This is a genomic window from Kribbella ginsengisoli, from assembly GCF_039537185.1.
GTDB lineage: Bacteria > Actinomycetota > Actinomycetes > Propionibacteriales > Kribbellaceae > Kribbella > Kribbella koreensis.
In genome coordinates, this window is the sequence record NZ_BAABAA010000005.1 from 369,970 (window position 1) to 394,371 (window position 24,402).

General features: G+C 68.2%; 23 protein-coding genes and 1 riboswitch. Of the genes, 15 read left to right on the forward strand and 8 right to left on the reverse strand.

Annotation, left to right across the window (positions count from 1 at the left end):
* Nucleotides 1-61 precede the first annotated feature (61 nt).
* Together ABD768_RS20495 and ABD768_RS20500 are read left to right on the forward strand one after the other, a co-directional pair.
* Nucleotides 62-1,129: a LacI family DNA-binding transcriptional regulator gene (locus tag ABD768_RS20495; protein ID WP_343964720.1), complete on the forward strand. Its 1,068-nt coding sequence runs from the start codon at nt 62-64 to the stop codon at nt 1,127-1,129.
* 17 nt (nt 1,130-1,146) lie between these two features.
* The gene (locus ABD768_RS20500; RefSeq protein ID WP_344842865.1) at nt 1,147-1,914 is read left to right on the forward strand and encodes an alpha/beta fold hydrolase; all 768 of its coding nucleotides are present in this window, start codon (nt 1,147-1,149) and stop codon (nt 1,912-1,914) included.
* 62 nt (nt 1,915-1,976) lie between these two features.
* Here the strand turns inward: ABD768_RS20500 and ABD768_RS20505 are convergent, their stop codons facing one another.
* Entirely contained in the window at nt 1,977-2,669 is a 693-nt protein-coding gene (locus tag ABD768_RS20505) for an SH3 domain-containing protein (RefSeq protein WP_343964726.1), read from the reverse strand.
* A gap of 169 nt (nt 2,670-2,838) precedes the next feature.
* Here ABD768_RS20505 and ABD768_RS20510 point away from each other — a divergent pair, with 169 nt between their 5' ends.
* Nucleotides 2,839-3,531, forward strand: coding sequence for an NBR1-Ig-like domain-containing protein (locus ABD768_RS20510; protein ID WP_343964728.1), 693 nt, complete (start codon nt 2,839-2,841; stop codon nt 3,529-3,531).
* Nucleotides 3,532-3,632: 101 nt separating this feature from the next.
* Nucleotides 3,633-5,507, forward strand: a complete 1,875-nt coding sequence (locus ABD768_RS20515; RefSeq protein WP_343964730.1) for an alpha/beta fold hydrolase — start codon at nt 3,633-3,635, stop codon at nt 5,505-5,507.
* Nucleotides 5,508-5,629: 122 nt separating this feature from the next.
* Here the strand turns inward: ABD768_RS20515 and ABD768_RS20520 are convergent, their stop codons facing one another.
* The gene (locus ABD768_RS20520) at nt 5,630-6,139 is read right to left on the reverse strand and encodes a GbsR/MarR family transcriptional regulator (protein ID WP_343964732.1); all 510 of its coding nucleotides are present in this window, start codon (nt 6,137-6,139) and stop codon (nt 5,630-5,632) included.
* Nucleotides 6,140-6,235: 96 nt separating this feature from the next.
* Here ABD768_RS20520 and ABD768_RS20525 point away from each other — a divergent pair, with 96 nt between their 5' ends.
* From ABD768_RS20525 to ABD768_RS20570, 10 genes are all read left to right on the forward strand, one after another.
* Nucleotides 6,236-7,150: an ABC transporter ATP-binding protein gene (locus tag ABD768_RS20525; protein ID WP_343964734.1), complete on the forward strand. Its 915-nt coding sequence runs from the start codon at nt 6,236-6,238 to the stop codon at nt 7,148-7,150.
* Nucleotides 7,147-8,745, forward strand: a complete 1,599-nt coding sequence (locus ABD768_RS20530; RefSeq protein WP_344842871.1) for an ABC transporter permease — start codon at nt 7,147-7,149, stop codon at nt 8,743-8,745. Before ABD768_RS20525 ends, ABD768_RS20530 begins: the two co-directional genes overlap by 4 nt.
* A gap of 89 nt (nt 8,746-8,834) precedes the next feature.
* Complete coding sequence (locus ABD768_RS20535) at nt 8,835-12,707, forward strand: hypothetical protein (protein WP_344842874.1); 3,873 nt, start codon at nt 8,835-8,837, stop codon at nt 12,705-12,707.
* 30 nt (nt 12,708-12,737) lie between these two features.
* Nucleotides 12,738-13,139 (forward strand): TIGR03618 family F420-dependent PPOX class oxidoreductase, encoded by a 402-nt coding sequence (locus ABD768_RS20540; RefSeq protein ID WP_343964740.1) that lies wholly within the window; start codon nt 12,738-12,740, stop codon nt 13,137-13,139.
* Entirely contained in the window at nt 13,132-14,334 is a 1,203-nt protein-coding gene (cbiE, locus tag ABD768_RS20545; protein WP_344842877.1) for a precorrin-6y C5,15-methyltransferase (decarboxylating) subunit CbiE, read from the forward strand. The genes ABD768_RS20540 and cbiE overlap by 8 nt, the downstream gene beginning before the upstream one ends.
* 82 nt (nt 14,335-14,416) lie before the next feature.
* A complete protein-coding gene (cobM, locus tag ABD768_RS20550) occupies nt 14,417-15,160 on the forward strand; it encodes a precorrin-4 C(11)-methyltransferase (RefSeq protein ID WP_344842880.1) in 744 nt (247 codons plus the stop codon).
* A gap of 81 nt (nt 15,161-15,241) precedes the next feature.
* On the forward strand, nt 15,242-15,961 hold the full coding sequence (locus ABD768_RS20555; protein WP_344842882.1) for a cobalt-precorrin-6A reductase: 720 nt from the start codon (nt 15,242-15,244) through the stop codon (nt 15,959-15,961).
* A 169-nt stretch (nt 15,962-16,130) separates the two neighbouring features.
* Nucleotides 16,131-16,796 carry a ribulose-phosphate 3-epimerase gene (gene rpe, locus ABD768_RS20560; RefSeq protein ID WP_344842884.1) on the forward strand — a complete coding sequence of 222 codons (666 nt, stop codon included), beginning with the start codon at nt 16,131-16,133 and terminating at the stop codon, nt 16,794-16,796.
* A 43-nt stretch (nt 16,797-16,839) separates the two neighbouring features.
* Nucleotides 16,840-17,394 carry an Imm21 family immunity protein gene (locus ABD768_RS20565; RefSeq protein ID WP_344842887.1) on the forward strand — a complete coding sequence of 185 codons (555 nt, stop codon included), beginning with the start codon at nt 16,840-16,842 and terminating at the stop codon, nt 17,392-17,394.
* Between the two features lie 58 nt (nt 17,395-17,452).
* A complete protein-coding gene (locus ABD768_RS20570; protein ID WP_343964752.1) occupies nt 17,453-18,244 on the forward strand; it encodes an HAD-IIA family hydrolase in 792 nt (263 codons plus the stop codon).
* Between the two features lies 1 nt (nt 18,245).
* On the opposite strand, the gene ABD768_RS20575 is transcribed toward ABD768_RS20570, so the two are convergent.
* From ABD768_RS20575 to ABD768_RS20600, 6 genes are all read right to left on the reverse strand, one after another.
* Nucleotides 18,246-18,950, reverse strand: coding sequence for a polysaccharide deacetylase family protein (locus ABD768_RS20575; protein WP_344842890.1), 705 nt, complete (start codon nt 18,948-18,950; stop codon nt 18,246-18,248).
* 34 nt (nt 18,951-18,984) lie between these two features.
* Nucleotides 18,985-19,728, reverse strand: a complete 744-nt coding sequence (locus ABD768_RS20580) for an amino acid ABC transporter ATP-binding protein (RefSeq protein WP_343964756.1) — start codon at nt 19,726-19,728, stop codon at nt 18,985-18,987.
* Nucleotides 19,712-20,461: an amino acid ABC transporter permease gene (locus ABD768_RS20585; RefSeq protein ID WP_343964758.1), complete on the reverse strand. Its 750-nt coding sequence runs from the start codon at nt 20,459-20,461 to the stop codon at nt 19,712-19,714. Before ABD768_RS20585 ends, ABD768_RS20580 begins: the two co-directional genes overlap by 17 nt.
* Nucleotides 20,461-21,330, reverse strand: coding sequence for an ABC transporter substrate-binding protein (locus ABD768_RS20590; protein ID WP_344842894.1), 870 nt, complete (start codon nt 21,328-21,330; stop codon nt 20,461-20,463). The genes ABD768_RS20585 and ABD768_RS20590 overlap by 1 nt, the downstream gene beginning before the upstream one ends.
* A gap of 169 nt (nt 21,331-21,499) precedes the next feature.
* Nucleotides 21,500-22,075, reverse strand: a complete 576-nt coding sequence (locus ABD768_RS20595) for a CGNR zinc finger domain-containing protein (protein WP_344842896.1) — start codon at nt 22,073-22,075, stop codon at nt 21,500-21,502.
* On the reverse strand, nt 22,075-22,998 hold the full coding sequence (locus ABD768_RS20600) for a 2-dehydropantoate 2-reductase (RefSeq protein ID WP_344842898.1): 924 nt from the start codon (nt 22,996-22,998) through the stop codon (nt 22,075-22,077). Before ABD768_RS20600 ends, ABD768_RS20595 begins: the two co-directional genes overlap by 1 nt.
* Before the next feature lie 120 nt (nt 22,999-23,118).
* Nucleotides 23,119-23,250: riboswitch (FMN riboswitch) on the forward strand.
* A 122-nt stretch (nt 23,251-23,372) separates the two neighbouring features.
* Between ABD768_RS20600 and ribD the strand changes: the two genes are divergently transcribed.
* Nucleotides 23,373-24,401 carry a bifunctional diaminohydroxyphosphoribosylaminopyrimidine deaminase/5-amino-6-(5-phosphoribosylamino)uracil reductase RibD gene (gene ribD / locus ABD768_RS20605; protein ID WP_344842901.1) on the forward strand — a complete coding sequence of 343 codons (1,029 nt, stop codon included), beginning with the start codon at nt 23,373-23,375 and terminating at the stop codon, nt 24,399-24,401.
* Nucleotide 24,402 lies beyond the last annotated feature (1 nt).

Here is a 24,402-nt window from a genome sequence, read left to right on the forward strand (position 1 = left end):
TAACGTTTCCAAAGTTTACTGTGAGGTGACGATGCCGTGCCCTGAGAGGGAAGTCAACCCTGTGTCCGAAACGTTTCCAAGACCAGCCGAGTCCGCCCGGCCGACGATGATCGACGTGGCCAAGCGGGCCGGTGTCGGGTTGGGTACGGTCTCCCGGGTGGTCAACGGCGGAGCCGGTGTGCGCGACGAGACCGCGAGCCGGGTCCGGGTGGCGATCGACGAACTGGGTTTCCAGCGCAACGAGGTCGCGCGAGCGCTACGGCCGGGCAAGAAGTCGTCCAGCCTGGCGCTGGTGCTCGGCGACCTGACCAACCCGTTCTACGCGACCATCGCCAAGGCGTCGCTGGAGGTGGCCGGGCAGGACGGGTTCGCCGTTGTGCTCGGCTCGGTCGACGAGGACCCGGAGGGGGAGCGGCGGGCGATCCAGGAGTTGGTGGGGCGTCAGGTCGCGGGGCTGATGATCGTTCCCGACCAGGGCGACCATTCGTTCCTGGCGGGTGCCGGCGTACCGGTGGTGTTCGTGGACCGGCCGGCGCACGGGATCGAGGCCGACATCGTGATGGTCGACAACGAGGGTGGTGGCAAGCTCGCCACGGATCACCTTCTGCAGCAGGGACATGAGCGGATCGCGATCCTGCTCGCCCCGTCGTACTACACCACCGGCCGGCGGTTGCGCGGCTACCGGCGAGCTTGCCGAGCAGCCGGTGTCGAGGTCGACGAAAGCCTCGTCATCCAGCTCCCGGAAGGCACCGCGGAAGCTGCCGAGAAGGCGACCCGCGAGCTGATGCACCGCCCCGACCCGCCCACGGCGTTGTTTGCCTCCACCAACTTCCTCACCGAAGGCGTACTCCGCGCCCTCCGCGAGGTCACCAAGCAGCCCGGGTTTGGTGAGCCCGCGGTCGTCGGCTTCGACGACTTCCGCCTGGCCGACATGCTCCCGACCCCGGTCACCGTCGTTGCCTCCGACATCGCCGAACTGGGCCGGATCGCCGCCCGCCTCCTCCTCGACCGGGCCTCTAAATCCGATACCCGCCCACCCCAACGCATAGTCCTCCCATGCCAGCTGATCCAACGCGGCTCCGGCGAGCGTTCTGCCACGGGCAAAGCAGCGGGACGATCCGGTGGATGAGTAGGTAGCTTGATCGGGTGACGTACTACGAATCCTTCGGTGAAGGTCGCCCGATCGTGTTCCTGCCGGGCTGGGGTGGCGACAACGGCGAGAGCCAGGCCGTCCACGAGCCGGTCTTCGCCGACCGGACCGGCTGGCGCCGCATCTACGTCGACCCACCCGGCACCAACCACCGCCCTGGCGACCCGTCGATCACCGATCAGGACGGCATTCTCGACGCCATCGCGGACACGATCGCCGAAGCTCTGGGCGATGACACCTTCGCTCTGTCAGGTACGTCCGCGGGGGCATTGCACGCGCGGGGGCTGGTCAGGCGCGACCCGGCGCGGGTGCTGGGGTTGTTGCTCCGCGTCCCGGGCGTCATCGCGGATCGGGCTGCTCGCACCTTGCCGACAGACGACTATCTTCACCACACGGCCGCGTTCGACGCCGCCGTACAGGCCAAGGACGACGCCTACTACGACCCAGCCGAGCAGGCTGCGGATCTGGAGTTCCTCGACCGGATCCAGGCCGATCCGTCGACCTATGCCTTGCGCGAAGACCCGGCTGCACGGTTCGAGCGGCCGACGTTGATCGTGACCGGCCGGCAGGACACCATCACCGGGTACGCCGACGCGTGGGCCCTGCTCGACGACTACCCGACCGCGACCTTCGCCGTCCTCGATCAGGAGGACCACGGCCTGCCGGTACGGCGACCAGCGCTCTACCAAGTGCTGGTCGCCGACTGGCTGGACCGCATGGAGGCCAGCCGGATTTCGGGCGTTGAGAAGCACCCAGGCGCTTGAGGGGCGGGTGCGCCTGGGTGCTTGGTGTCCCTTCAGCCCCCGTGCCTAGGGCTGATGGGAGTTCAGAAGTTGGGCCAGGCCCAGCCGAGGTAGGAGTTGAAGTAGGGGAGTTTGGCCAGGCCGATCTTGCCGTTGACGCTGGTCGCCCAGAAGTAGCCGTCGCCGCGGGAGACGCCGACGTGGCCGTAGGGGGCGGCAAGGTCCCAGAAGACCAGGGCGCCCTTGGGGGCGTTCAGGTCGCGGTGGGCGACACCGCGGGCGACGGCGTCGTTCCAGTCGGCCTTGGCGGAGGCCCAGATGCCGGTTTTGCCGTAGGAGTTCTCGGCGGCCATCTCGCAGTAGCCCTGGAAGGCGGTCGAGCCGTTGCGGGCGGCGTACCAGTTGATCGCGTTGTCGGCGCGCGGGTTGCTCGTGCACAGCGGGGCGACCAGGCCGCTGCTGCCGGTGTTGACGTAGGAGTCGGAGATGAAGCCCTTGCCGGGGACGTGGTCCCAGACCAGGCTGCGGCCGAACTTGCCGGTCACCGGCTCGCCGTAGATCTGGCAGTCGATCTGGACCGCGCCGTTGGGCTGGGTGCCGACCGCGCCGAAGGTGGTCGCGTTGCCGGAGCGGATCGTCACCCCGGCCCCGGAATCGGTCACGACGGTGCCGGTGGCGGCGTGGGCCGGCAGCGCCGCGCCGCCGAGGACGGCGACGCCGCCGAGAAGGGTGGTAACTGTGAGCCTGGCGAAAGTACGGGTGAGGGCGGTCCGCATGGTCGTGGCCTTTCTGGGAGTGAACTGTCGCTCGGAGTGGGCGGATCCTTGGCGATCTGGCACTACACCCCACAGAATCAGAGCGTCACGGAGTTGTCGCAGTAGGCAACGAAAGCGAGTAACCGAAACCAGGTAGTCTCCGTGAACTAGTGACACTGGGGAGTTCGCTGTGAGGCCAGCACAGGCGCGGTACGTGATCGGCAGCCGGATGCGCGAGTTGCGAGAGGCGGCAGAGGTGCCGCTCACCCGCGCGGCCGCGCTGTCCGGCTGGGACAAGGGCCATCTCTCGAGGGTCGAGCGCGGGCACACCAAGCCCAGCCGCGAGTTGATCGAGTGGTACGACGACTCCTTCGGCGCCGGTCGCGCTCTGGTGAACCAGTTGATGGAGCTCGACGCCGCCGTACGGGCCGGCAAGGACATGTCGATGCGGGACCTCCGCCGCCGCGATTCGCTCCCGCACCCGACGCTGCTGGGCGGGTCGGTACCGGCCGACCATCATCCCGAGGATCGTGCGGAGCTCGTCGGCGAGACCGTGCCCGACGGCACCCGGGTGATCCGGGACGAGGAGTTCGACAAGACCTGGGAGATCCGCAACAGCGGGGAGAGCAACTGGCACGACCGCTGGCTCACCAGACAAGGAGCAGCCGGTACGCCGGGATGGCTCCGCTCGCCGTCTCGCGCCCGGCTGCCGGACGCCGTACCGGGCGAGGTCGTGACGGTGAAGATGCGGCTGCAGGCGCCGTCCCAGGTCGGGGCGTCCACGGCTTATTTCAAGGTCACCGACGAAGCCGGCCGGCTGTATTACCCAGGACTCGAATCGCCGCCGGTGTACTGCACGATCTTCACGGTGTACGAGCTGTAGACGCGGGTTTGCCCTTGCGGTTGGGCCGATGGGTGTCGCCGACGGTGTCCGGCCGAATACGTTGACGACTTCCCGTCCGCCTGACACAGGGAGTTCTCAGCGTGCCCAGCCCCCGCAAACTCGCGGCCGCCGTCGCCGTCGCATTGCTTGCTCCGTTGCTGACGGCCACTAACGCCGTGGCAGCCACCGCCGCCTCCGGGCCACAGGATCCGGCCGTGCCGGCGATCCCGCAGCGCTACCTCGACCAGCCGATCAACTGGTCGGTCTGCGCGTTCGACGCCACCATCAAGCGGAACTATCCGCAGGCCCCGACCACCAACTGCGCCAAGGTCAACGTGCCGATGGACTGGGCGCATCCGGACGCGCACCCCGACATCCAGGTCGCCGTCTCGTACAGCAAGGCCACCGGTACTTCGAAGGGCCTGCTGACCAGCAACCCCGGCGGACCTGGTGGCGCCGGCCTTAACCTGACCGCCAACCTGGGCGTCTCGAAGCCGCAGCTGTTCAGCGACTTCGACCTGTTCGGCTTCGACCCGCGTGGTTTCGGGACGAGCACTCCGCTGCAGTGCCTGGCCTCGGCCGAGGACATCGCGGCGATCCCGGTCACTCCTGACTACAAGGAGCGCACCAAGCAGACCCACAAGGTCGAGGTCGCCGAGGCGAAGTTCTACGCCGACGCCTGCTCCGCGACCGAGTTCGGCCAGTTCGTCAGCAGCCAGCAGACCGTCTACGACATGGACTTCCTGCGGGCGCTGTTCAAGGCCCGGCAGCTCAACTTCATCGGCTACAGCTACGGCACCTGGCTCGGCGGCTGGTACGCCGACACCTACCCGTCGAAGGTCGGCCGGTTCGTGCTCGACTCGAACATGGACTGGACCCACACCCAGTGGGACAACGTGAACTTCGACCCGTTCTCCGGCCAGCGTCGCCGCGACACCCAGTTCTTCCCGTGGATCGCCCGGCACGCCGACCAGATCAGCGGGTTGGGGAGTACGCCGGCGCAGGTCACCGCGAAGTACAACGGGATCCGCGCGTCGCTGACCACGCTGGTGAAGGCGGGGGAGAGCTCGGTCCGTGGCGACAACCTCGACGGGCTGATCTACAGCGCGATCTACAACAACACGCGTTTCATCCGGGCGACCCTGGACGTCCTGGTGCATGACGAGTTCACGAAGGCGCCGACGGCCTCGGGCAAGATCGAGCTGGCGCAGGTCGACGCGGCGTGGGCGCGGTTGTCGCCGGAGTTGCAGAAGTTCGACACCCTGGCGGCGCTGCGGACCCGGTACGGCGTGACGCCGACGACTCCGACGGCGAGCGCCGTCGCGGCGACGCAGGTCGACACGTTGCGGTCGATCATCGCGGACGCGAAGGTCTCGGCGGCTCGCGCCAGGTCGGGTGACGAGCTGGTGAACGTCGGGGCGATCAGCACGACGGTTCGCTGCAACGACACGGCGTGGAGCAAGGACACGAACTTCTACCTGAAGGAAGCCGATCGGATGGCCAGGAAGTACGACTTCTTCGGCTACCTGAACGGCGTCCCGATGTGCGCCTTCTGGAAGTACGCGCCGCAGGATCGCAAGCTCGACCTGACCGGGTCGCCGCGGATCCTGATCGTGCAGAGCGAGATGGACCCGGCCACGGCGTACGAGGGGTCTTTGCGGACCCACAACGACACCAAGAACGCCACCCGCTTCGTCGCGATCGACGACGAGGGCCAGCACGGCCAGTACATCCTCGGCAACCGCTCCTCGTGCGCCGAGCAGATCGGCGACAAGTACATCTTCACCGGCGAACTCCCCGCCAAGGACCAGTTCTGCGGCACCACCCCGTTGCCCGGCGACCTCTCGGTCTACGCCGTCAAGGGCCCGGTCGACGGCAAATCGGTGCACCTGCCGAAGTCGAAGGCAGCCGCCCCCAAGACCAACCCGCTCCTCCAGCAGGTAATGGACACCGTCGCAGCCAGCGCCCTGCGGTAACCACACTGCGGGTGGCCGGCAAACTGCCGGCCACCCGCACCACCAGCCCCAACCAGCGCCAGCCACCTCACCACCGGCCTCTCCCCACCCCGCCTTCGAGCGGGAGCGAGAAGGCGGGGTTTTCAGCTGTTGTCTTCGGCTTCTATCTCGGCGTCGATCTCCGCCTTGCGCTTGATCCAGCGCTCGCTCAGGCCATCGACCTCGTTCTGGATGAACTCGACGAAGCCGATCGTCGCGCGGATCCGGCGGCTCGCCTCGGTGCGGGCGCCGACGTACGGGAGCATCTGGCGCAGGATCTCCTCCCAGCGGCTGAGCCCGCGGTCCTGGCTCATCATCGACTGGAACCAGAAGTCGTCCATCACCACGTACACATCGCGCCGGCTGCCGGGCTCCCGCTCGCGGGTGGCCAGCCGCAGCTGCAGCAGATAGTTCACCGCGCCGGAGATGGCGGCCGGGCTCGCCTTGAGGCGCTCGGCCAGCTCGGCGGCGGTCAGCCGGCCGTCCTCGCTCGCCAGGATGGCGGTGAAGGCCCTGGCCGACATCCGCGGCCAGCCCTGCTCGGCCAGGGTGTTGCCGAATTGCTCGGCGTACCGCTGGACCACCGCTTCGTCTCGCTCCATCGCTGCGCTCACCGTCCCATCATCTCCTTCCGGCACCGAAAAACCTGACGCGTGAGAAATCTGTTAGTAAGATTCACAAACTTCTGAATGAAGTGTACGTTATGAATCATGACATCAGCCATAGTGGTCTCCGGACTGCACAAGTCGTACGGCAGCACGCACGCCCTCGACGGTCTCGACCTCGATGTCGCGACCGGTGAGGTGCATGGCTTCCTCGGCCCGAACGGCGCCGGGAAGTCGACCACCATCAGGGTCCTGCTCGGCCTGCTGAAGGGCGACGAGGGCGACGTGTCGCTGCTCGGCGGCGATCCGTGGCACGACGCGGCGAAGCTGCACCGGCGGCTCGCGTACGTCCCTGGTGACGTGAACCTGTGGCCGAACCTGACCGGCGGCGAGGTGATCGACCTGCTCGGCCGGCTCCGCGGCGGGCTGGACCCGAAGAAGCGCGACGACCTGCTCCGCCGCTTCGACCTGGACCCGACCAAGAAGGGCCGGACCTACTCCAAGGGCAACCGGCAGAAGGTCGCGCTGGTCGCGGCGCTCGCCTCCGACGTCGAGTTGCTGATCCTCGACGAGCCCACCTCCGGCCTCGACCCGCTGATGGAAGAGGTCTTCCGGCAGTGCATCGAGGAGGAGCGGCACCGCGATCGCACCGTGCTGCTGTCGAGCCACATCCTGTCGGAGGTCGAGGCGCTGTGTGACCGGATCAGCATCATCCGGCGCGGCAAGGTCGTCGAGACCGGCACGCTGGGCGACCTACGGCACCTCACCCGGACGTCGATCCAGGCGGAGTTGGCCTCCTCGCCCAATGGGTTGGCTCAGCTGCCCGGAGTACACAGCCTCGATGTCGAAGGCAACCGGGTGAGCTGTGAGGTCGATACCGCGCAACTCGACGGGGTGATGAAGCAGCTCGCGGCGAGCGGGATCAAGAGCCTCGTCGCCCAGCCTCCGACGCTGGAGGAGCTGTTCCTGCGGCACTACGAGGACGATGCAGCGCCCGAACCGGTGGCGGCCGCGCGATGAACGACTTCGCTGGTACTACGACCCTGGTGCGACTCGCGCTGCGGCGGGACCGGGTGCTGCTGCCGATCTGGATCCTGGTCTTCGTCTCGATGGCCGCCGGCTCCGCCAAGGCGTCGATCGATCTCTACCCGGACGTCGCCTCGCGGGTCTCGGCCGCCAACACTTCGAACTCCTCACCGGCCCTGGTCTCCTTGTACGGAAGGATTTTCGACCCCTCGTCGCTCGGCGAGCTGTCGCTGTTCAAGCTGACCGCGTTCGGCGCTCTACTGGTCGGACTGCTCGGCGCGATGCTGGTGGTCCGGCACACCCGCGCCGAGGAGGAGAACGGCCGGCTCGAACTGCTCAGCGCCGGAGTGCTCGGCCGGTACGCCGCGTTGACCTCAGCGCTGATCGTCTCGGCCGGCACTGTGATCGTCCTCGGCCTGCTGACCGCGCTCAGCCTGATGGGTACCGGCCTCCCTGCCGCCGGATCCTTCGCCTTCGGGCTCACCTGGATCGTTGCCGGGCTCGCCTTCGCCGGCGTGGGTGCACTGGCCGCGCAGCTGACCGAAGGCGCCCGCACGGCCAACGGCATCACTGCGGTCGTACTGGGCGTCAGCTACATCCTCCGCGCGGCCGGCGACTCGGCCTCCGACGGCGGTACTGCCTGGATCTCCTGGTTGTCTCCGATCGGCTGGGCCCAGCAGATCCGCGCGTACGCCGGTGACCGGTGGCTGGTCGCGCTGCTTCCGCTGGCCTTACTGGGGCTGCTGATCGCCGCCGCCTTCGCGCTGCTGCGTCGTCGCGACGTCGGCGCCGGCCTGGTCCGGCCGCGGCCGGGGCCTGCGACAGGTGCGGCGTCCCTGCGGTCACCGCTCGCGTTGGCGTGGCGGCTGCATCGCGGTTCGCTCTCTGCGTGGGGCGCCGCCTTCCTGCTGCTCGGCTTCGTTGTCGGCAACATCGCCTCGAACGTCGACGGCTTCGTCACCAGCGACGGCGCTCGCGACATGGTGGAGAAGCTCGGCGGCGTCAACGGCATCACCGACGCCTTCCTCTCCACCGAGATGGGCATCCTCGGCCTACTCGCGTCAGCCTTCGGTATCCAGGCAGCGCTCCGCCTCCGCTCCGAGGAGACGGCCCTACGCGCAGAACCGTTGCTGGCAACGGGTGTCACGCGCTACCAGTGGCTCGCCAGCCATGTACTGATGGCACTGCTCGGTACCGGCGCACTGGTCCTCGTAGGCGGCCTTGGCTCCGGTATCTCCAGTGGCGCCTCACTAGGCAACATGGGCCGCCAACTCCCACGCATGCTGGCCGCCGCGGCAGTCCAACTCCCCGCCATCTGGCTGGTCACCGCCCTGGTAGTACTCCTCTTCGGCCTGGCCCCCAAGCTCATCACCGCAGCCTGGGCCCTCTTCGGCGCCTTCATCCTCCTGGGCCAGTTCGGCCCCCTCTTCGACCTACCCCAAGCCCTGATGGACATCTCCCCGTACGCCCACACCCCCCGCCTCCCCGGCGGCGACTTCTCCGCAACCCCAGTAGTCGTCCTAGCCGCAATAGCCACCGCCCTCCTCCTCACCGGCGCCACCACCTTCCGCCGCCGAGACATCGGCTAGCCCTTTGCAACAAGCTGCAATCCGCTCCTCCCGCACCCCGAGCGCTGGTACGCTCCCCGCGCTCGGGGTGAGCAATCTGGGGAGGACCTTTGACCGGCAAGTACGTCCGCAGCCGCATGCCCGGAGCTGGGCGCCGCAGCACACTGACCGCCTTGGTGGCCGGTGTACTGCTGGCCCTGACCGGCTCTCTGCTGGTAGCCACGAACGCCGCGGCGACACCGTCGGCAACGCCTCCCAAACCGGCCGAAGCCACCACGAAGGCCACCAAGACGACCAGCGCTGCCAAGAAGGCCTCTGCTGAGGTCTGCGGGGGAGCGATCAGTTGGTACACAGTCGTCTCGTGCGCCGGAATCGAAGACGGGCAGGAGCACGCCTACACGCTGCCCAGCCTCGAGGCGCCTGACCGGCTGCTGTTCCGGATGTCGGAGGCGAACCCGGACGCGCGAGTCGTCGGGCATCTGACCGCCCCGGACGGCACACAGTGCATCTTCAGCCCGTTTCCGGACGTGAGGGAGTGCGCGGTCGGCGAAGCTGGGACCTACCGGATCACCGTCGACAGCGACGGATCGTCCGCGTACACATTGTCGGTCGCCTCGATCCGCTCCTCGGCCTGTACGCCGCTGAGCGCGGCCGACCTCTCGCCGACGGCGCCCGGTCGTACCGGTGACCTGGCGGCGACGACGGTCGGCGACTGCTACCAGTTCGCCGGAGTAGCCGACGACATCGTGCAGATCGGCGGCGGCACGGAGATCGTCACGATCTACGACGCCGGAGCCACCGAGGTCTGCGGCTCGAGGTTCTATCAGCCGACCAGTTGCACGATGACCGGCACGGGGCCGTACCGCGCCCTGGTGCTGCAGCCGCGGGAGAACCAGACCGCTTACACCTTGCGGCTGGCCAAGCTGAACGACGCGACCGGCTGCCCGGCACTCGCCGTCGCGCCCTTCGGGACACCTGGTACCGCGACCGTCGGCGGCACCCTGGCGCCCGAGGCGACGACCTGCCGATCGGTCACGCTGTCGGCCGGCCGGCATGCGATCCGGACGTACTCCGAGGCGGGCGGCTTCGGAGATCCGGTCACCTTCTCCTTCTACGACCACGCCGGCCGATCATTGTGTGACGGCAGCAGCCGGGACTCGTGCGAGATCCCGGCCGACGGCACCTATCTGCTGGAGATCGGCAACTACCGCGACCAGGCACTCGCCTTCGGCGCCTCGGTGATCGCGTTGCGGGACACGCGTGGCTGTGCTCCTGAGGTGGGTACCGACTGGAACCTTCCGGTGCTCAGCAAGCCCAACACGGTCGCCCTCCAGCTCGACTGCCAGCCGATCAAGGCCGTGGCCGGTGACCGGCTGATGATTCGGTCCGGAGATCCGGCCAGCGTCCGCGTCGTCGACCGCGACGGCGTTGCTACCTGTGAGCGGTCCTGGGGGCAGCAGGAGTGCGTCCTCGAGGGCACCGGGCCCTACCGGGTGCTGTCGACAGGGAACTCCGACAGCGGCGAGTACCAGTTGGACTTCGGCCGGCTGACGAACCCGGCTGGTTGCGCACCCTTGGCTCTGACGAAGTTCGGAGTGGCACCACCGGCGGGTCCGGACGGTAGCCGTTGCCGCGAGCTGACCGTGACGACTCCCGCGACGTACATGATCGAGTCGGGGATGACGCAGGGAGACGAGGTCACGCAGCGCAAGCCGGCGTACGGGACTGATGGGCTGCACGCCTGCGAGAACCTGGCGCGGTGCTCGCTGCAGGCTGGCCAGTACTTCGTCATCACCCCGCAGACCGCACGGATCGCCGCGTTCCCGGTCACCGCGACGGACGGCTGCGTGCCGCAACCGGCTGATGCTTTCACGCCGGTACGGGGCACCATGACCAGCTACGCGCAGTTCGACTGTGTGCAGCTGAACGCTCCGGCGGGTGCTGTCCTGCTGCCGATCGAGCCGTCCGGTGCCGACCTGACCTCGGGAGTGGTGCTCGACGCGACCGGCGCGGAACTCTGCCTGCGCGAGCGGGACGACAATCCGTGCAAGCTGACCGGTACGGCGCCCTTCCGGGCACTGCTCACGTCCCGGGTCGGCCAGAACCCGTCCAGCTATGCCTTCACCATGCCACGGATCGACGAGACGACCGGGTGCCAGGCGTTCCCGCAGGGCGACTTCACCACGCCCGGTGGCGTGTCGCTGGCGTTGCGGCCGGATCGCTTCGCGGCCTGTCTGACCATTCCGGCCGGCGCGCACAGTACGGAAGAGATCGTGCAGTTCAACCGGACCGCCGGCACCGGAACCGCGCGGATCTTCGTACTGGACAGCACCGGGCGGGAGCAGTGCGCCTCGAACCAGAGTGCGAACGAGCGGAGGTTCTGCCTGCTCGACACCGGTAGCGCCTATCAGGCCTACTTGGTCGGATCCGATGCGACGTCGACGTACCAGGCCGTGCGGCGAGACGTCACGGCCGGAGCGAAGGGGTGTGGCGCCGTCGGTTCGACCGTGGTCGGGACGACTGCTGCGAGCGGCACGACCGACCGTACGCAAGTGCGCTGCCACAAGCTCACCGGCGCGACCACCGACAAGTTCCTGATGAACACCCGGGACGCCACAGGGGACATCGGCATGACGGTGCTCGGCCCTGACGGGCAGGAAGCCTGCCGCTTCACCGGTGGCACGGGCTGCCTGGCCACCGGGTTCGCGTCGTACCAGGTGATCGTCCAGCAGGGTGGAGCCGTGGTGCCGGGGGCGGCGTACAAACTGGAGGCCTTCAAGGTCGCCACGGCGGCCGGGCCGGCGGCGGAGTGCACGAAGGTGGCCAACAGTGGTTACGGATTCGGGCCGTTCACCGGGGAGCTGACGACTGCCAGGACCGCTACCTGTACGAGCTTCCCGATGGTCGCGAACAAGCAACTGACCGGCCAGGCGGTGAATCTGGCGAGCGGCGGGCCGGAGTTGTTCGTCAGCGGCATCGGGAGCGCCAACGGCGAGAACTGCAACTCGTTCGGTGACGGTCAGGGCGGCTTCAGCTGTTACGGCTGGAGCACGCCCAGCTGGAACCAGATCATCGTGCTGAGCCTTCCGGAGGACAAGTCGACGTCGGTCAAGTACAGACTCAGCGCCGGCTGCGACATCCCGTTGTGTGGTGGGGCTGTGTTCGGGGTCAGTGGGGTGACTCCGGCGAGTGCGGCTGCAGGTACTACGGCGACGTTGACCGTGACCGGGAAGTCGCTGCATCTGAAGGATGTGGTGCGGTTGACGGCTTCTGGGTTGCCGGCGGTGGCCGGCGTGGTCAAGACGGTGTCGGCTGATCGGACCAAGGCCACAGTGACGGTGAATCTGGCTGGGGTGGCTCCGGGAGTGCGGACGCTTGCTGTGGGGTCGTTTGCTGGGGAGACCGTGACGCTGGCCAAGGCGTTCACGGTTGGGCCCAAGGCATTGGCGGTTGCAGGTGCGCCGACCGTGGTGGGGCCTGTGCGGGTAGGTGCCGTGGTGCGGTCTACGCCGGGGAAGTGGGTGCCTGCGGCTACGGGGTATACGTACCAATGGCGGGACAACGGGGTGGCTATCCGGGGCGCCTCGGCGGCTACCTATACGCCGGTGGCGGCCATGGTCGGGCACAAGTTGAGTGTGACGGTTACTGGTTCGCGGGCCGGGTCTACAAGTGCTGCTGCTACGTCTGCCGGAGTACTGGTGACTGCTGGGCTGGCTCCGGTGGCGAAGGTGTTGCCTGTGCTCAAGGGCACGGTGAAGGCTGGGAAGGCGGTGACCGTGTCCGCGGGGACTTGGGCGCCGGCCTGTACGTCGTACCGGTACCAGTGGTATTCCGCTGGCAAGGCGGTTGCCAGTGGTACCAAGTCGGGTCTGGTGCTGACCGCTGCGATGGCGAAGAAGACCGTGTACGCCGCAGTCACCTGCGGGCGGACTGGGCACGCGTCGGGGCGGGCTGTCACGAAGACGTACACGGTGGCTGCCTGAACCCGCCGGGGCGGTGTCTACGATCACGGGGTGGAACTGGCGCTGAGTGAACGGTCTGGGTCGTTCGTGGACTTCTGGACCGAGCGGCATCTGTGTGTGCTCAGCACGGTGCGCTCGGACGGGACTGTGCACGCGACGCCGGTCGGGGTGACGGTGGATCTCAAGACGGGGATCGCGCGGGTGATCTGCTCGGGTGGGTCGCACAAGGCCCGGCAGGTCCGGGCGGCCGGGTCGGCTGGTGCGGCGGTCGCGGTGACCCAGTTCGAGGGCAGGCGCTGGTCGACGCTCGAGGGCCGTGCGGTGGTGAGCGACGATCCCGAGCGGGTCGCCGACGCCGTACGCCGGTACGCCGAGCGCTACCGCCAGCCGCGCGTCAACCCAACCCGGGTAGTCCTGGAGATCACCATCACCAAGGTCCTCGGCAATGCCTGACCCCCTCACCGTCGTAGGCATAGGCGCCGACGGCTGGCCCGGCCTCTCACCCACCGCCCAACAAGCCGTCACCACAGCCGAAGTCCTCCTGGGCAGCACCCGCCAACTAGCCCTCCTCCCTACGAACGAGGGACAGGTGCGGGTGGCCTGGAGTTCGCCGTTGTCGGAGTCTTTGACTGGGTTGCTGGCTACCCATCGGGGGCGGCGGATCTGTGTGTTGGCCAGCGGGGATCCGACGTTCCATGGGATCGGGACGACGCTGACCAGGATGTTGGGGGCGGAGGCGGTGCGGGTGATTCCGCATCCTTCGAGTGTTTCGCTGGCCTGTGCTCGGTTGGGGTGGCCGCAGGATCAGGTGCAGGTGATCAGCCTGGTCGGGCATCCACTCGAACTCGTCCAGCCGCACGTCCAGCCGGGTCGCCGGCTCGTCATCTTGAGTTGGGGTGCGCAGACGCCGGGCGAGGTGGCGGAGTTGCTGGTCCAGCGCGGGTACGGCGGGAGTGCGTTCACGGTGCTCGAGCAGTTGGGGTCGGGGGAGGAGCGCGTACGTAGTACCAGGGCAGACGAATGGAGTGGCGAGGTCGACGCGCTCAACGTCATCGGCGTGCTCTGCGCGGCGGACGACGGCGTGGAGTTGTTGTCGACGGCGCCGGGGTTGCCTGATTCGGCGTACGAGAGTGACGGGCAGTTGACCAAGCGCGAGGTCCGCGCGGTGACGTTGTCGCGGCTGGCGCCGGTACCGGGGCAGCTGCTGTGGGATGTCGGCGGCGGCGCGGGCAGCATCGCGATCGAGTGGCTACGGCACCACCCGAGCTGCCGCGCGGTAGCGATCGAACAAGACCCCGACCGCGCCAAACGCCTCGACCGCAACGCCGCAACCCTCGGAGTCGCCGTCCGCACCGTCGTCGGCTCCGCGCCCGCTGCGTTGGAGAGCCTGGAGTCACCCGACGCCATCTTCGTCGGCGGCGGCGCGACCGTCCCCGGCGTCATCGAGACCTGCTGGGAGGCCCTACGCCCCGGCGGTCGCCTGGTAGTCAACGGCGTCACCCTGGAGACCGAGGCCCTGATCGCCCGCTGGTACGCCGAACTGGGCGGCGACCTGGTCCGCCTAGCCGTCCAACGAGCATCCGCCGTAGGCACCATGACCGGCTGGCGCCCCGCGATGCCCGTCACCATCTGGAGCCTCACCAAATGACCACCCACCCCCAAAGCGCCGCGCCACCCCGCACCGACCGGGGCCTGGTCACCCAGCTCCCGTCCTTCCGGAGCGTGGTCGCGTGACTGTGCACTTCATCGGGGCCGGGCCGGGGGCCGCTGACCTGATCACCGTGCGGGGCCGCGACCTGATCGCCGCCTCGCCCGTCTGCCTGTACGCCGGTGCGCTGGTCCCACTCGAGTTGCTCGACCACTGTCCGCCCGGTGCTCGCAAGGTCGACACAGCCGAGTTGAACCTCGACCAGATCATCGCCGAACTCGCCACCGCCCACGAGTCCGGCGCCGACGTAGCCCGCCTCCACTCCGGCGACCCCTCCGTCTTCAGCGCCATGGCCGAGCAGATGCGCCGGCTCGACGCGTTGGAGATCCCGTATGACGTGACGCCCGGCGTACCGGCGTACGCGGCCGCAGCCGCCTCTCTGGCCCGCGAACTGACCGTCCCCGAGGTCGGCCAAACCGTCATCCTCACCCGCATCGGCGGCCGAGCCACCGCCATGCCCCCCGGCGAAGACCTCGCCACCCTCGGCACGAGCCAGGCGACCCTCGTCCTCCACCTGGCCGTCCAGCAGATCGACCGAGTGGTCGACGAGCTGACCCCCAACTACGGCGCCGACTGCCCCGTCGCTGTGGTCGCCCGTGCCTCCCGCGACGACGAGGTGATCCTCCGCGGCACCCTCGCCGACATCGCCGCCCTGGTCCACACCGCCGACATCCGCCGAACCGCCGTCATCCTGGTCGGCAAGGTGCTAGCAGCAACCACCTTCCGCGACAGCCACCTGTACTCGACCACCCGAGACCGTGCCTGATCGCCTCCTGGCGACCAAGGTGGTAACTAACTTGCACCCAGCGACCAATTGTTTCCACCTTGATGTCCAGGGCCCGCCCTCATGAAGGTACTGCTGCTCGGCGGTACCGGCGAGGCACGGCGGCTGGCGGACGTATTGGCCGCTGAGCATGACGTTGTGTCGTCGTTGGCCGGGCGCATCGGAGAGGCGCGGTTGCCGGTGGGGGAGGTTCGGCAGGGTGGGTTCGGCGGGGTGGACGGACTTACCGCGTGGCTGGTCGAGCACGGGGTCGAGGCGGTGGTCGACGCGACGCACCCCTTCGCCGCAACGATGACTGCGCATGCGGTCGCAGCCACGAGCGCCCTCGGTCTTCCCCTGCTCGTACTACGCCGCCCCGGTTGGCGCGAGCAGCCCGGCGACATCTGGCACTGGACCCCCGACGTTGCAGCTGCCGCAGCACTCCTGCCTGCGCTCGGCCGACGAGTCTTCCTAACCATCGGCCGCCAGGGCCTGGCCGCCTTCGCCACCACAGGCCTCTGGACGCTGGCACGCTGTGTCGACCCGCCCGACCCGCTCCCCACCTGGTGCGAGCTACTGCTGGACCGAGGCCCGTACGAGCTGGCTGCCGAGCTGGACCTACTGCAGAACCACCGGATCGACGTACTGGTCACCAAGAACAGCGGTGGCGACATGACCGCTGCCAAGCTGACGGCGGCTCGCGAGCTGGGCATCCCGGTCGTACTGATCGAACGCCCACCCCTCCCACCCGGCGTCGCCATGGCGGAGACGCCCGACGAAGTACGCCGCTGGCTCACCAACTGACTGGAGACGGCGGGGCGCGGTGCCGACTGGCTGGGACGGCGGAGGCTGACTGGCTGGGGACGGCGGAGCGCGGTGCGGTGGATCGCCGGCTGGCTGGAGGCGGCGGGTGGAGTGGAGGGCTGGACCGGGTGATCAGCTGCGCGGAGTACCGCCGGTAGATTGTCGTTTCATGGGAATTCAGATCGCGCCGAGCATCCTGACTGCCGACTTCGCCAGGCTGGCTGACGAGGCGGCGGCGGTGTCGAACGCCGACTGGCTGCACGTGGACGTGATGGACAACCACTTCGTCCCGAACCTGACGCTGGGACTGCCGATCGTCGAGTCGCTCGCCAAGGCCGCCTCGCAACCGCTCGACTGCCACCTGATGATCGAGGACCCCGACCGCTGGGCCCCCGGCTACGTCGAGGCCGGCGCCTCCAGCGTCACCTTCCACGCCGAGGCTTGCCGGGCCCCGATCCGCACCGCCCGCGAGATCCGCGCCAAGGGCGCCCGCGCCGCGTTGGCCCTCAAACCGGCCACCCCGATCGAGCCCTACGAGGACATCCTCGCCGAGTTCGACATGATCCTGATCATGACGGTCGAGCCCGGCTTCGGCGGCCAGAAGTTCCTCGACGTCTGCGTCCCCAAGATCCGCCGCACCCGCGACCTGATCGCCAAGCACGGCCTCGACCTCTGGATCGAGATCGACGGCGGCATCTCCACCGAAACCATCGAACGCTGCGCCGAGGCCGGCGCCGACGTCTTCGTAGCCGGCTCAGCCGTCTACAACGCCGACGACCCCAACACCATGGTCGAAAAACTCCGCACCCTGGCCGCCGACGTCACCACCCACTGACCCGGGTGCCGGCGGTGTGTCGCACGACAGAACGGTGAGTCGGATGCCGAACGATGAGCACTCCACGGCGTGGGTCGAGTCCATGGGTGGTCCGTTGATCGTCATCCCGGTGTCCGCGCTGGACCACTGGCATGGCGGCACGATGCAAGGGACAACGGCCGGCGACGGGTCCGTCGTCGACGACTACGACCGCGCCTGCGGGGTCGACGAGTTGGCCGGTGTCATCGCGGTCGCCGACCGCCAAGCGCTGGTGTTGGGGGATGAGCCCGCGACCACCTGCTACCTCCCCGAGCACCTGGCCTTCGTACGGTGGCTCGGCGCCGATTCCGAGGTGGAATTGCTCGAAGCCGCTGAGACGCTGTTGTCCGATGGGGAGACGGACTGGACCGATTGCGGTGTTTGGGCAACGGACGGCCCGGCAGTGCTGATGGACTCCGCTGAGGCCGGGTCCGATCTCGGCGTTCCGTATCCGAACGGCGACGGCGTCCCGTCCGAGGCTCCCGTAGCGATCCAGGCAGGTCAATGGCGGGTGAGCGCTGTCCAGGTCACCGGTGAGGCTGACCCATGGGTAGGTGTGGTGCGGCTTTCGCCCGTGTAGGAGGGCGCTCGTCTACGATGCGAGGTGGGTTGCCAGGTGTCTAGCGAGGAGTGCAGGGATGAGTGAGCACAAGCCGGTGGAGAGTTGGCTTACCGATATGGACGGGGTGCTTGTTCATGAGGAGCGGGCTATTCCGGGGGCCAGTGAGTTCATTGCGTCGTTGCAGGCTTCGGAGAAGAAGTTTCTGGTACTGACGAACAACTCGATCTTCACGCCGCGGGATCTGCGGGCGCGACTGCTTGCTGGGGGCATCGATGTGCCGGAGCAGGCGATCTGGACGTCGGCGTTGGCGACCGCTCAGTTCCTCGACGATCAGCGGCCTGGCGGTACGGCGTACGTGATCGGTGAAGCCGGGTTGACGACGGCCTTGCACGAGGTCGGGTATGTGCTGACCGAGCGGGCACCGGACTACGTCGTACTGGGGGAGACGCGGACGTACTCGTTCGAGGCGATCACCCGGGCGATCCGGCTGATCGCCGACGGGGCGCGCTTCATCGCGACCAACCCGGATCCGACCGGGCCGTCGACCGAGGGGCCGTTGCCGGCGACCGGATCGGTTGCCGCGCTGATCACCCGGGCGACCGGGGTCGCGCCGTACTTCGTGGGCAAGCCGAATCCGCTGATGATGCGCAGCGCCCTCAACCGGATCGAGGCGCACTCCGAGACGTCCGTGATGATCGGTGACCGGATGGACACCGACATCATCAGCGGCCTGGAAGCCGGTCTGCGCAGCATCCTCGTCCTGTCCGGCTCCACCGGCGAGCACGAGGTCGAGCGCTTCCCGTACCGCCCGACCCGCATCGTCGAGTCGATCGCCGACGTCGTACCGCTGATCGCCTCGATGTCCTGACTCAGCACGCCAACCGGAACGTGTAGCCGCGCGCCTTCAGCGTCCGCAGGATCGTCGGCAGCGCGGCGACCGTCTGGCTGCGATTCCCGCCGCCGTCGTGCAGCAGGATGACCGACCCGTTGCGTACCGACGACAGCACCCGCCGCGTGATCACCGAAGTGCCCGGCCGGGACCAGTCGCGCGGATCCACGGTCCACAATCGGATCGACTTGTGGAGTGCGGCCGCTCGTCGCCGGACGGTCGCGTTCACCCCGCCGTACGGCGGCCGCAGACACCGCGGGTTCGACCGGGTCTGCGCCCGGATGTACCAATCCGCGCTCTGGATCTGCGACCGGAAGGTTGCCGCCGACACCTTCCGCAGATCCGGATGCGAATACGTGTGGTTCTGGACGCTGTGCCCCTGCTGATGGACCTTGCGGGTGACGGACGGGTACTTCCGCACGTTCTGCCCCAGCTCGAAGAACGTAGCCTGCACGCCGTACCGCCGCAGAATGGCCAGCACCTGAGCCGTGTACTGCGGACTGGGCCCGTCGTCAAAGGTCAGCACCACGTACTTCGCCGCGACCGCGCCCCGCGGAGCAGCGGCCGCCGGCGCCCTGCCGGCAGCCTGGGGACGGCACCCCGCCAGCATGGCGATCAGACCGACCGCCACCAGCAATCTGATCATCCGGCCGGCCATCCGAACCCCCAGGCGTCGACGAGTCACTCATCTCCACCATCGGCCGCCGAGCCGGATTTAGCTAGAGCACCTGCGACAGGAACTGCTGCAACCGCGGCGACTCAGCCGCCGTGAACAGCTTCTCCGGTACGCCGGACTCGACCACGACCCCGCGATCCATGAACGCCACCTGGTCCGCCACCTGCCGGGCGAACCCCATCTCATGGGTCACCACGATCATCGTCATCCCGGCGCCGGCGAGGTCGGCCATCAGCCCGAGGACACCCTTCACCAACTCCGGGTCGAGCGCCGAGGTCGCTTCGTCGAACAGCATCACCTCGGGCTTCATCGCCAGCGCCCGGGCGATCGCCACTCGTTGCTGCTGTCCACCGGAGAGGTTGCCCGGCCGCGCCGACTCCTTCTCCTTCAGCCCGACGAGCTCGAGCTGCACCCGGGCCGCCTCGACCGCCCCGTCGGTGGTCAGCTTCTTGATCTTGCGCAGCGGCAGGGTGATGTTCTCCAGGACCGTCTTGTGCGGGAAGAGGTTGAAGTGCTGGAACACCATCCCGATCCGCCGCCGCAACTCGTCCGGGTTGGACCGCAGTACCGACTCGCCGCCGAGCTTGATGTCGCCGGCCGCCGGTTCGAGCAGCCGGTTGGTGGCCCGCAGCAGCGTCGACTTGCCGGAGCCGGACGGCCCGATCACACAAGCGGTCTTCCCGGCCGCGACGGCGAGGTCGACGCCACGCAGTACCTTGTTGTTGCCGAAGGCAAGCTCTATGCCGGTGAGCTCCAGGCTCGCCGCGGCCTCAGCGAATGTCGGCATGGGCGAGCTCCTCGACCTCGAGATCGGCGGGACGGCCTTCGCGCAGCCGCTTGTCGAAATAGTTGACCAGGTGGGTCAACGGCACGGTGATGATCAGGTAGAAGATTCCGGCCAGCAGCAGCGGCGACAGGTTGCCGTTGGTCGCGGCGGCGTCCTGGCCGATCCGGAACAGCTCGCGCTGACTGGCGAGCAGGCCCAGGAAGTACACGAGGCTGGATTCCTTGATCAGCGCAATGAACTGGTTGACCAACGCGGGCAGCACTCGCCGGACACCCTGCGGGATGACGATCAGCCACATGCCGGAGCTGTGGCTGAAGCCGAGCGCTCGGGCCGCCTCGAGTTGCCCCTTCTCCACGCTCTGGATGCCGGACCGGAAGATCTCGCCGATGTACGCCGCCGCGATCAGCGACAGCGCGAGGATGCCCAGCGGGTACGGGTTCGGGCCCCACCAGTGCCGGGTGATCGGCGACAGGCCCTGGCCGATCAGCAGGATGGTCAGGATGGCCGGCAGGCCGCGGAAGATGTCGGTGTAGATCTTCGCCGGCCAGCGCAGCCACCACTTGCGGGACAGCCCCATGACCGCCACGACCATGCCGAGCACAGTGCCCAGCACGACCGAGGCGGCCGCGAAGACGAGGGTGTTGACCAGCCCGACCTTCAGCATCTCGGGCAGGACTGCCTTCATCGACCCCCAGTCGAGGAAGGTGTCGTTCAGGGTGGACCAAACGTCCATCAGCCGGCGACAGGCGCGCTGGCCTTCGGCGCTGTGAACTTCACAGAACCGCTACCAGGCTTGAAGGTCGCCGGTACGGCGCGGCCGGGGTAGTACTGCTCGACGAGCTTGGTCCAGGTGCCGTCGGCGATGACCTCGTCGAGAGCCTTGTTGACCGCCTCGCGCAGCTTGTCGTTGCTCTTGGCAACCGCGAACGCGGTCGGCGCGGAGCTGAGCTCCTTGGCGGCCAGGACGACCACGCCGCCGCCCTGCTCCTTGGCCATCTTCTCGCCGATCTCGGCGGGGGAGATCCAGGCGTCCGCGGTACCGGCCTTCAGTTGGCCGACGGCAGCGTTGTAGTTCGGGACGCGGACCGGGTTGAGGTTCTTCTGGGTCGCATAGTCGTCCTGCACAGTGCCCTGGACGACGACCACGCGCTTGCCGTCGAGCTGGTCGAACTTCGTGATGCCGGAGCTCTTGGTGGTGTTCAGGCCGAGGTAGCCGAAGTCGTAGCCATTGCTGAAGGCAACCGTCTTCTTGCGGGCCTCGGTGATCGTGATGGACGAGCTGCCGAGGTCGAACCGACCGCCGTTGACCTGCGAGAGCAGGGCGGAGAAGTCGGTGCCGACGAACTCGGGCTTGAGGTTCAGCTTGGCCGCGACCGCGCTGATCAGGTCGTTGTCGAAACCGGTGAACTTGCCGTCCTTGACGTACACGTTCGGCGGCGCGTCGGTGAGCGTGCCGATCCGCAGCGTGCCCTTCTGGAGCAGGCCCAGATCGGGGCCGGAGGCATCGGACTTGTCGTCACTGCCACAGGCCGCGAGCGCGACCATGAGGGTCACGGCGGTACCGATGGCGGCAAGACGGCGGAAGGCGCTGGTGGCGCGCACGGGTGTCTCCTTAGAACCAGGCGATACGGGAACGGTGGGGTTGGCCCACCGAACGACGCTAACGCCGCCGGCGACCACCGAATTCCACCCTGACACCGGATGAGACGGGTCCGGAATGTCTAGTCCAGTCATGGTATATGTGCGGACCGAGCTTCCTTGCAGTGGGCAACTATCGGTCGCGGAGAGTGCGCATCTTGGCCCGGGCGCCGCAGGAATTCATCGAGCACCACCGACGGCGACGACCGCGGCTGCTGTCCACGAACAGCAGTGTGCAGGCTGGGTCTTCACACTCCCGAATCGCCTCGACCTCCGGACCCGACAACAGCTCGATCCCATCACGAGCAACAACAGCCAGTACGCCTGAAGCCGACGGCTCAGGATCCTGCCGCTGCAACGCGTTGGCCCGCACGCCGTCCGCCTGGCCCACGCCAGTCGCGAGCGCCGGGGCCGGCGTCGCGCGGGCTGCCCACCCGTTGACCAGGTTGATGTCTGCTTGGCGCAGGGGGCCTCGGTTGAGGGCTGCGAGGGTCAGCGAGTACAGGGCTTCTCGTACTGCGCGGGCGTTCATGAGATCTTCCGCCGTGGTGGAGACGGACCCCAGGCCGGCGAGCTCCACCCAGTGGGCCAGGTCCTCCGGCGTACGCATCCGCTCGAATCTTTCCGTGGTCCGCTTGCCGAGCGTGCCGACGAAGTTGAGGGCTAGCCGTCCGCCGACGAGCGGGAAGGCGAGTAGGTCGACAGGCATCAGGTCGCCAGGGTCCGCGCGCTGGTCAGCTCGTACAGGATGTCGTTGATCGGGGTCGGCGTGCCCGTCGCGCGCCCGAGCCTGACGACGGCGCCGGTCCACGCCTCCAGCTCCGAGGGCTTGCCGGAGTTGATGTCGCGCTGCAGCGAGGTGGTGCCCGCCTCGGGCAGGCTGTCGAGGAACGCGAGCGTCTTGTCGACGGCGTCACCCGGCAGTTCGACGCCGGTTGCCTTCGCGACCTGCTTGATCTCGTTCATGCTGTCGACGATCAGGTGCCGCATGCCCGGGCGACTGCGCAATACGCCGTACGGCGAATCCGCGAGTGTCGCGACCGCCCCGAACGACCCGAGCGCCAGAAACTTGCTCCAGAGCGCGACCCAGACATCATCCGGGACGACTGCAGTCAGCCCCGACTCCTCCAGTGCCTTCCGCAACCGCTCGACCCGCTCGCTCTTCTGGTTGTCCCACTCGCTGAACGTGAGCTTTCCCAGCCCACCGATGTGCCGCACCCGCCCCGGCCCATCCAGAAACGCGACCACCTCGACCGCCCCCGGAAGCACGGCCTCCCGCCCGACCACGTCCGCCACCTGCTGCGGCGCCTCGACTCCGTTCTGCGTAGTCACCACCGCGGTGTTCGGCCCGACCAGCGACCCCAACGACGCGATAGCCGCCTCGAGCTGCCACGTCTTCACCCCCAGCAACACGTAGTCAACGACCCCGACCTCTGCCGGATCATCCGTCGCCACCACGGTCTCCAGCGCAAAGTCACCCGCCACGCTCTCGACCGTGAGCCCGCTCCCGCGCATCGCCGCAAGGTGCTCACCCCGCGCGACAAACCGCACGTCATGGCCGGCCTGCGCCAACCGCCCCCCGAAATACCCACCGACGCCACCCGCACCCAGCACAGCCACCTTGATCGTCATGCCCCCGATGTTACCGGTTTAACCGGTAACCACTACAAGCCATGTCCGGTATCAGGATGTGACCCAGATCCTGGCGAGGTTTCGGGGGCGTGGCACACTCGTAGTACGAGTGAACCCACTCGCGTGCTCCGGGGTCGGTGTAATTCCGAGCCGGCGGTGACAGTCCGCGACCCGGTCGAAGCAGTATCTCGGCCGGTTGACCTGGTGGAATTCCAGGACCGACGGTGAAAGTCCGGATGGGAGGCGCACGCGGTCGGCGGGTGCGCTCCGGCGTCCGGACGTGGCTCAGGCGAGCCGTTTTCCAGGCGTCGGGTCCGCGCGTGCGCCGGTTGTCATGGCCCCGGTGTGCGTCCGTGACAACGAGGGACCCGTCAGTGAAGAACGCTTCGCCGATCGACATCGCCTGGATGCGCCGTGCCGTCGAGCTCGCCGCGCGCGGCGTCGGCAGCACCCATCCGAACCCGGTCGTCGGTTGTGTCATCACCGGCCGTGACGGTCACCCGGTCGGCGAGGGCTACCACGCCTACCCGGGCGGTCCGCATGCGGAGGTCGAGGCGCTCCGGATGGCCGGTGATCGCGCTCGCGGCGGTACGGCGTACGTGACGCTCGAGCCGTGCAACCACACCGGCCGCACCGGGCCGTGCTCCGATGCACTCATCGCGGCCGGCATCGCCAGAGTCGTGTACGCCGTACCGGACCCGAACAAGCACGCCGCCGGCGGCGCCGAGAAGCTCCAGGCCAAGAACATCCGCGTCGAACAAGGCGTGCTGCAAGACGAGGCCGAGGCCGTCAACCACGTCTGGCTGCACAGCGTCCGCCAGGGCCGCCCGTTCGTCACCTGGAAGTTCGCCACCACGCTCGACGGGCGGTCAGCCGCCAAGGACCGCTCCAGCAAGTGGATCACCGGCCCGCTTGCTCGCGCCGACGTGCACAAGAAGCGCGCCGAGTGTGACGCGATAGCGGTCGGCACCCAGACCGTACTCACCGACGACCCCGAGCTGACCGTCCGCGACGAGCAGGACCGCCCGGCCGCCCGGCAGCCGCTACGTGTCGTCGTCGGCGACCGCGAGATCCCGCTCACGGCGAAGGTCCGCAACGACCGCGCCGAGACGCTCATTCTCCCCACCCACGACCCCGCCGAGGTACTCCGCCAGCTGGACGACCACCAGATCCGGCACCTGTGGCTCGAAGGCGGTCCGACCTTGGCCGCCGCGTTCCTGCGCGCCGGCTGGGTCGACCAGATCGTCGCGTACGTCGCTCCCGCGCTGCTCGGCTCCGGCTTCTCCGCCATCGGCGACCTGGGCGCGGAATCGATCGACCAGCTCAAACGCTTCAACCTTGCGGACGTCACCCGCCTCGGCGACGACGTCCGCCTCACCCTGACTCCCCTGGGAGGGAAATAAC

Coding starts and splice junctions, on each gene's coding strand:
- ABD768_RS20530 (WP_344842871.1), top strand. CDS start 7,147: ATGAACGACTTCGCTGGTACTACGACCCTGGTGCGACTCGCGCTGCGG.
- ABD768_RS20525 (WP_343964734.1), top strand. CDS start 6,236: ATGACATCAGCCATAGTGGTCTCCGGACTGCACAAGTCGTACGGCAGC.
- ABD768_RS20585 (WP_343964758.1), bottom strand. CDS start 20,461: ATGGACGTTTGGTCCACCCTGAACGACACCTTCCTCGACTGGGGGTCG.
- cbiE (WP_344842877.1), top strand. CDS start 13,132: ATGCCTGACCCCCTCACCGTCGTAGGCATAGGCGCCGACGGCTGGCCC.
- ABD768_RS20595 (WP_344842896.1), bottom strand. CDS start 22,075: ATGCCTGTCGACCTACTCGCCTTCCCGCTCGTCGGCGGACGGCTAGCC.
- ABD768_RS20555 (WP_344842882.1), top strand. CDS start 15,242: ATGAAGGTACTGCTGCTCGGCGGTACCGGCGAGGCACGGCGGCTGGCG.
- ABD768_RS20565 (WP_344842887.1), top strand. CDS start 16,840: ATGCCGAACGATGAGCACTCCACGGCGTGGGTCGAGTCCATGGGTGGT.
- ABD768_RS20600 (WP_344842898.1), bottom strand. CDS start 22,998: ATGACGATCAAGGTGGCTGTGCTGGGTGCGGGTGGCGTCGGTGGGTAT.
- ABD768_RS20570 (WP_343964752.1), top strand. CDS start 17,453: ATGAGTGAGCACAAGCCGGTGGAGAGTTGGCTTACCGATATGGACGGG.
- ABD768_RS20505 (WP_343964726.1), bottom strand. CDS start 2,669: ATGCGGACCGCCCTCACCCGTACTTTCGCCAGGCTCACAGTTACCACC.
- ABD768_RS20580 (WP_343964756.1), bottom strand. CDS start 19,728: ATGCCGACATTCGCTGAGGCCGCGGCGAGCCTGGAGCTCACCGGCATA.
- rpe (WP_344842884.1), top strand. CDS start 16,131: ATGGGAATTCAGATCGCGCCGAGCATCCTGACTGCCGACTTCGCCAGG.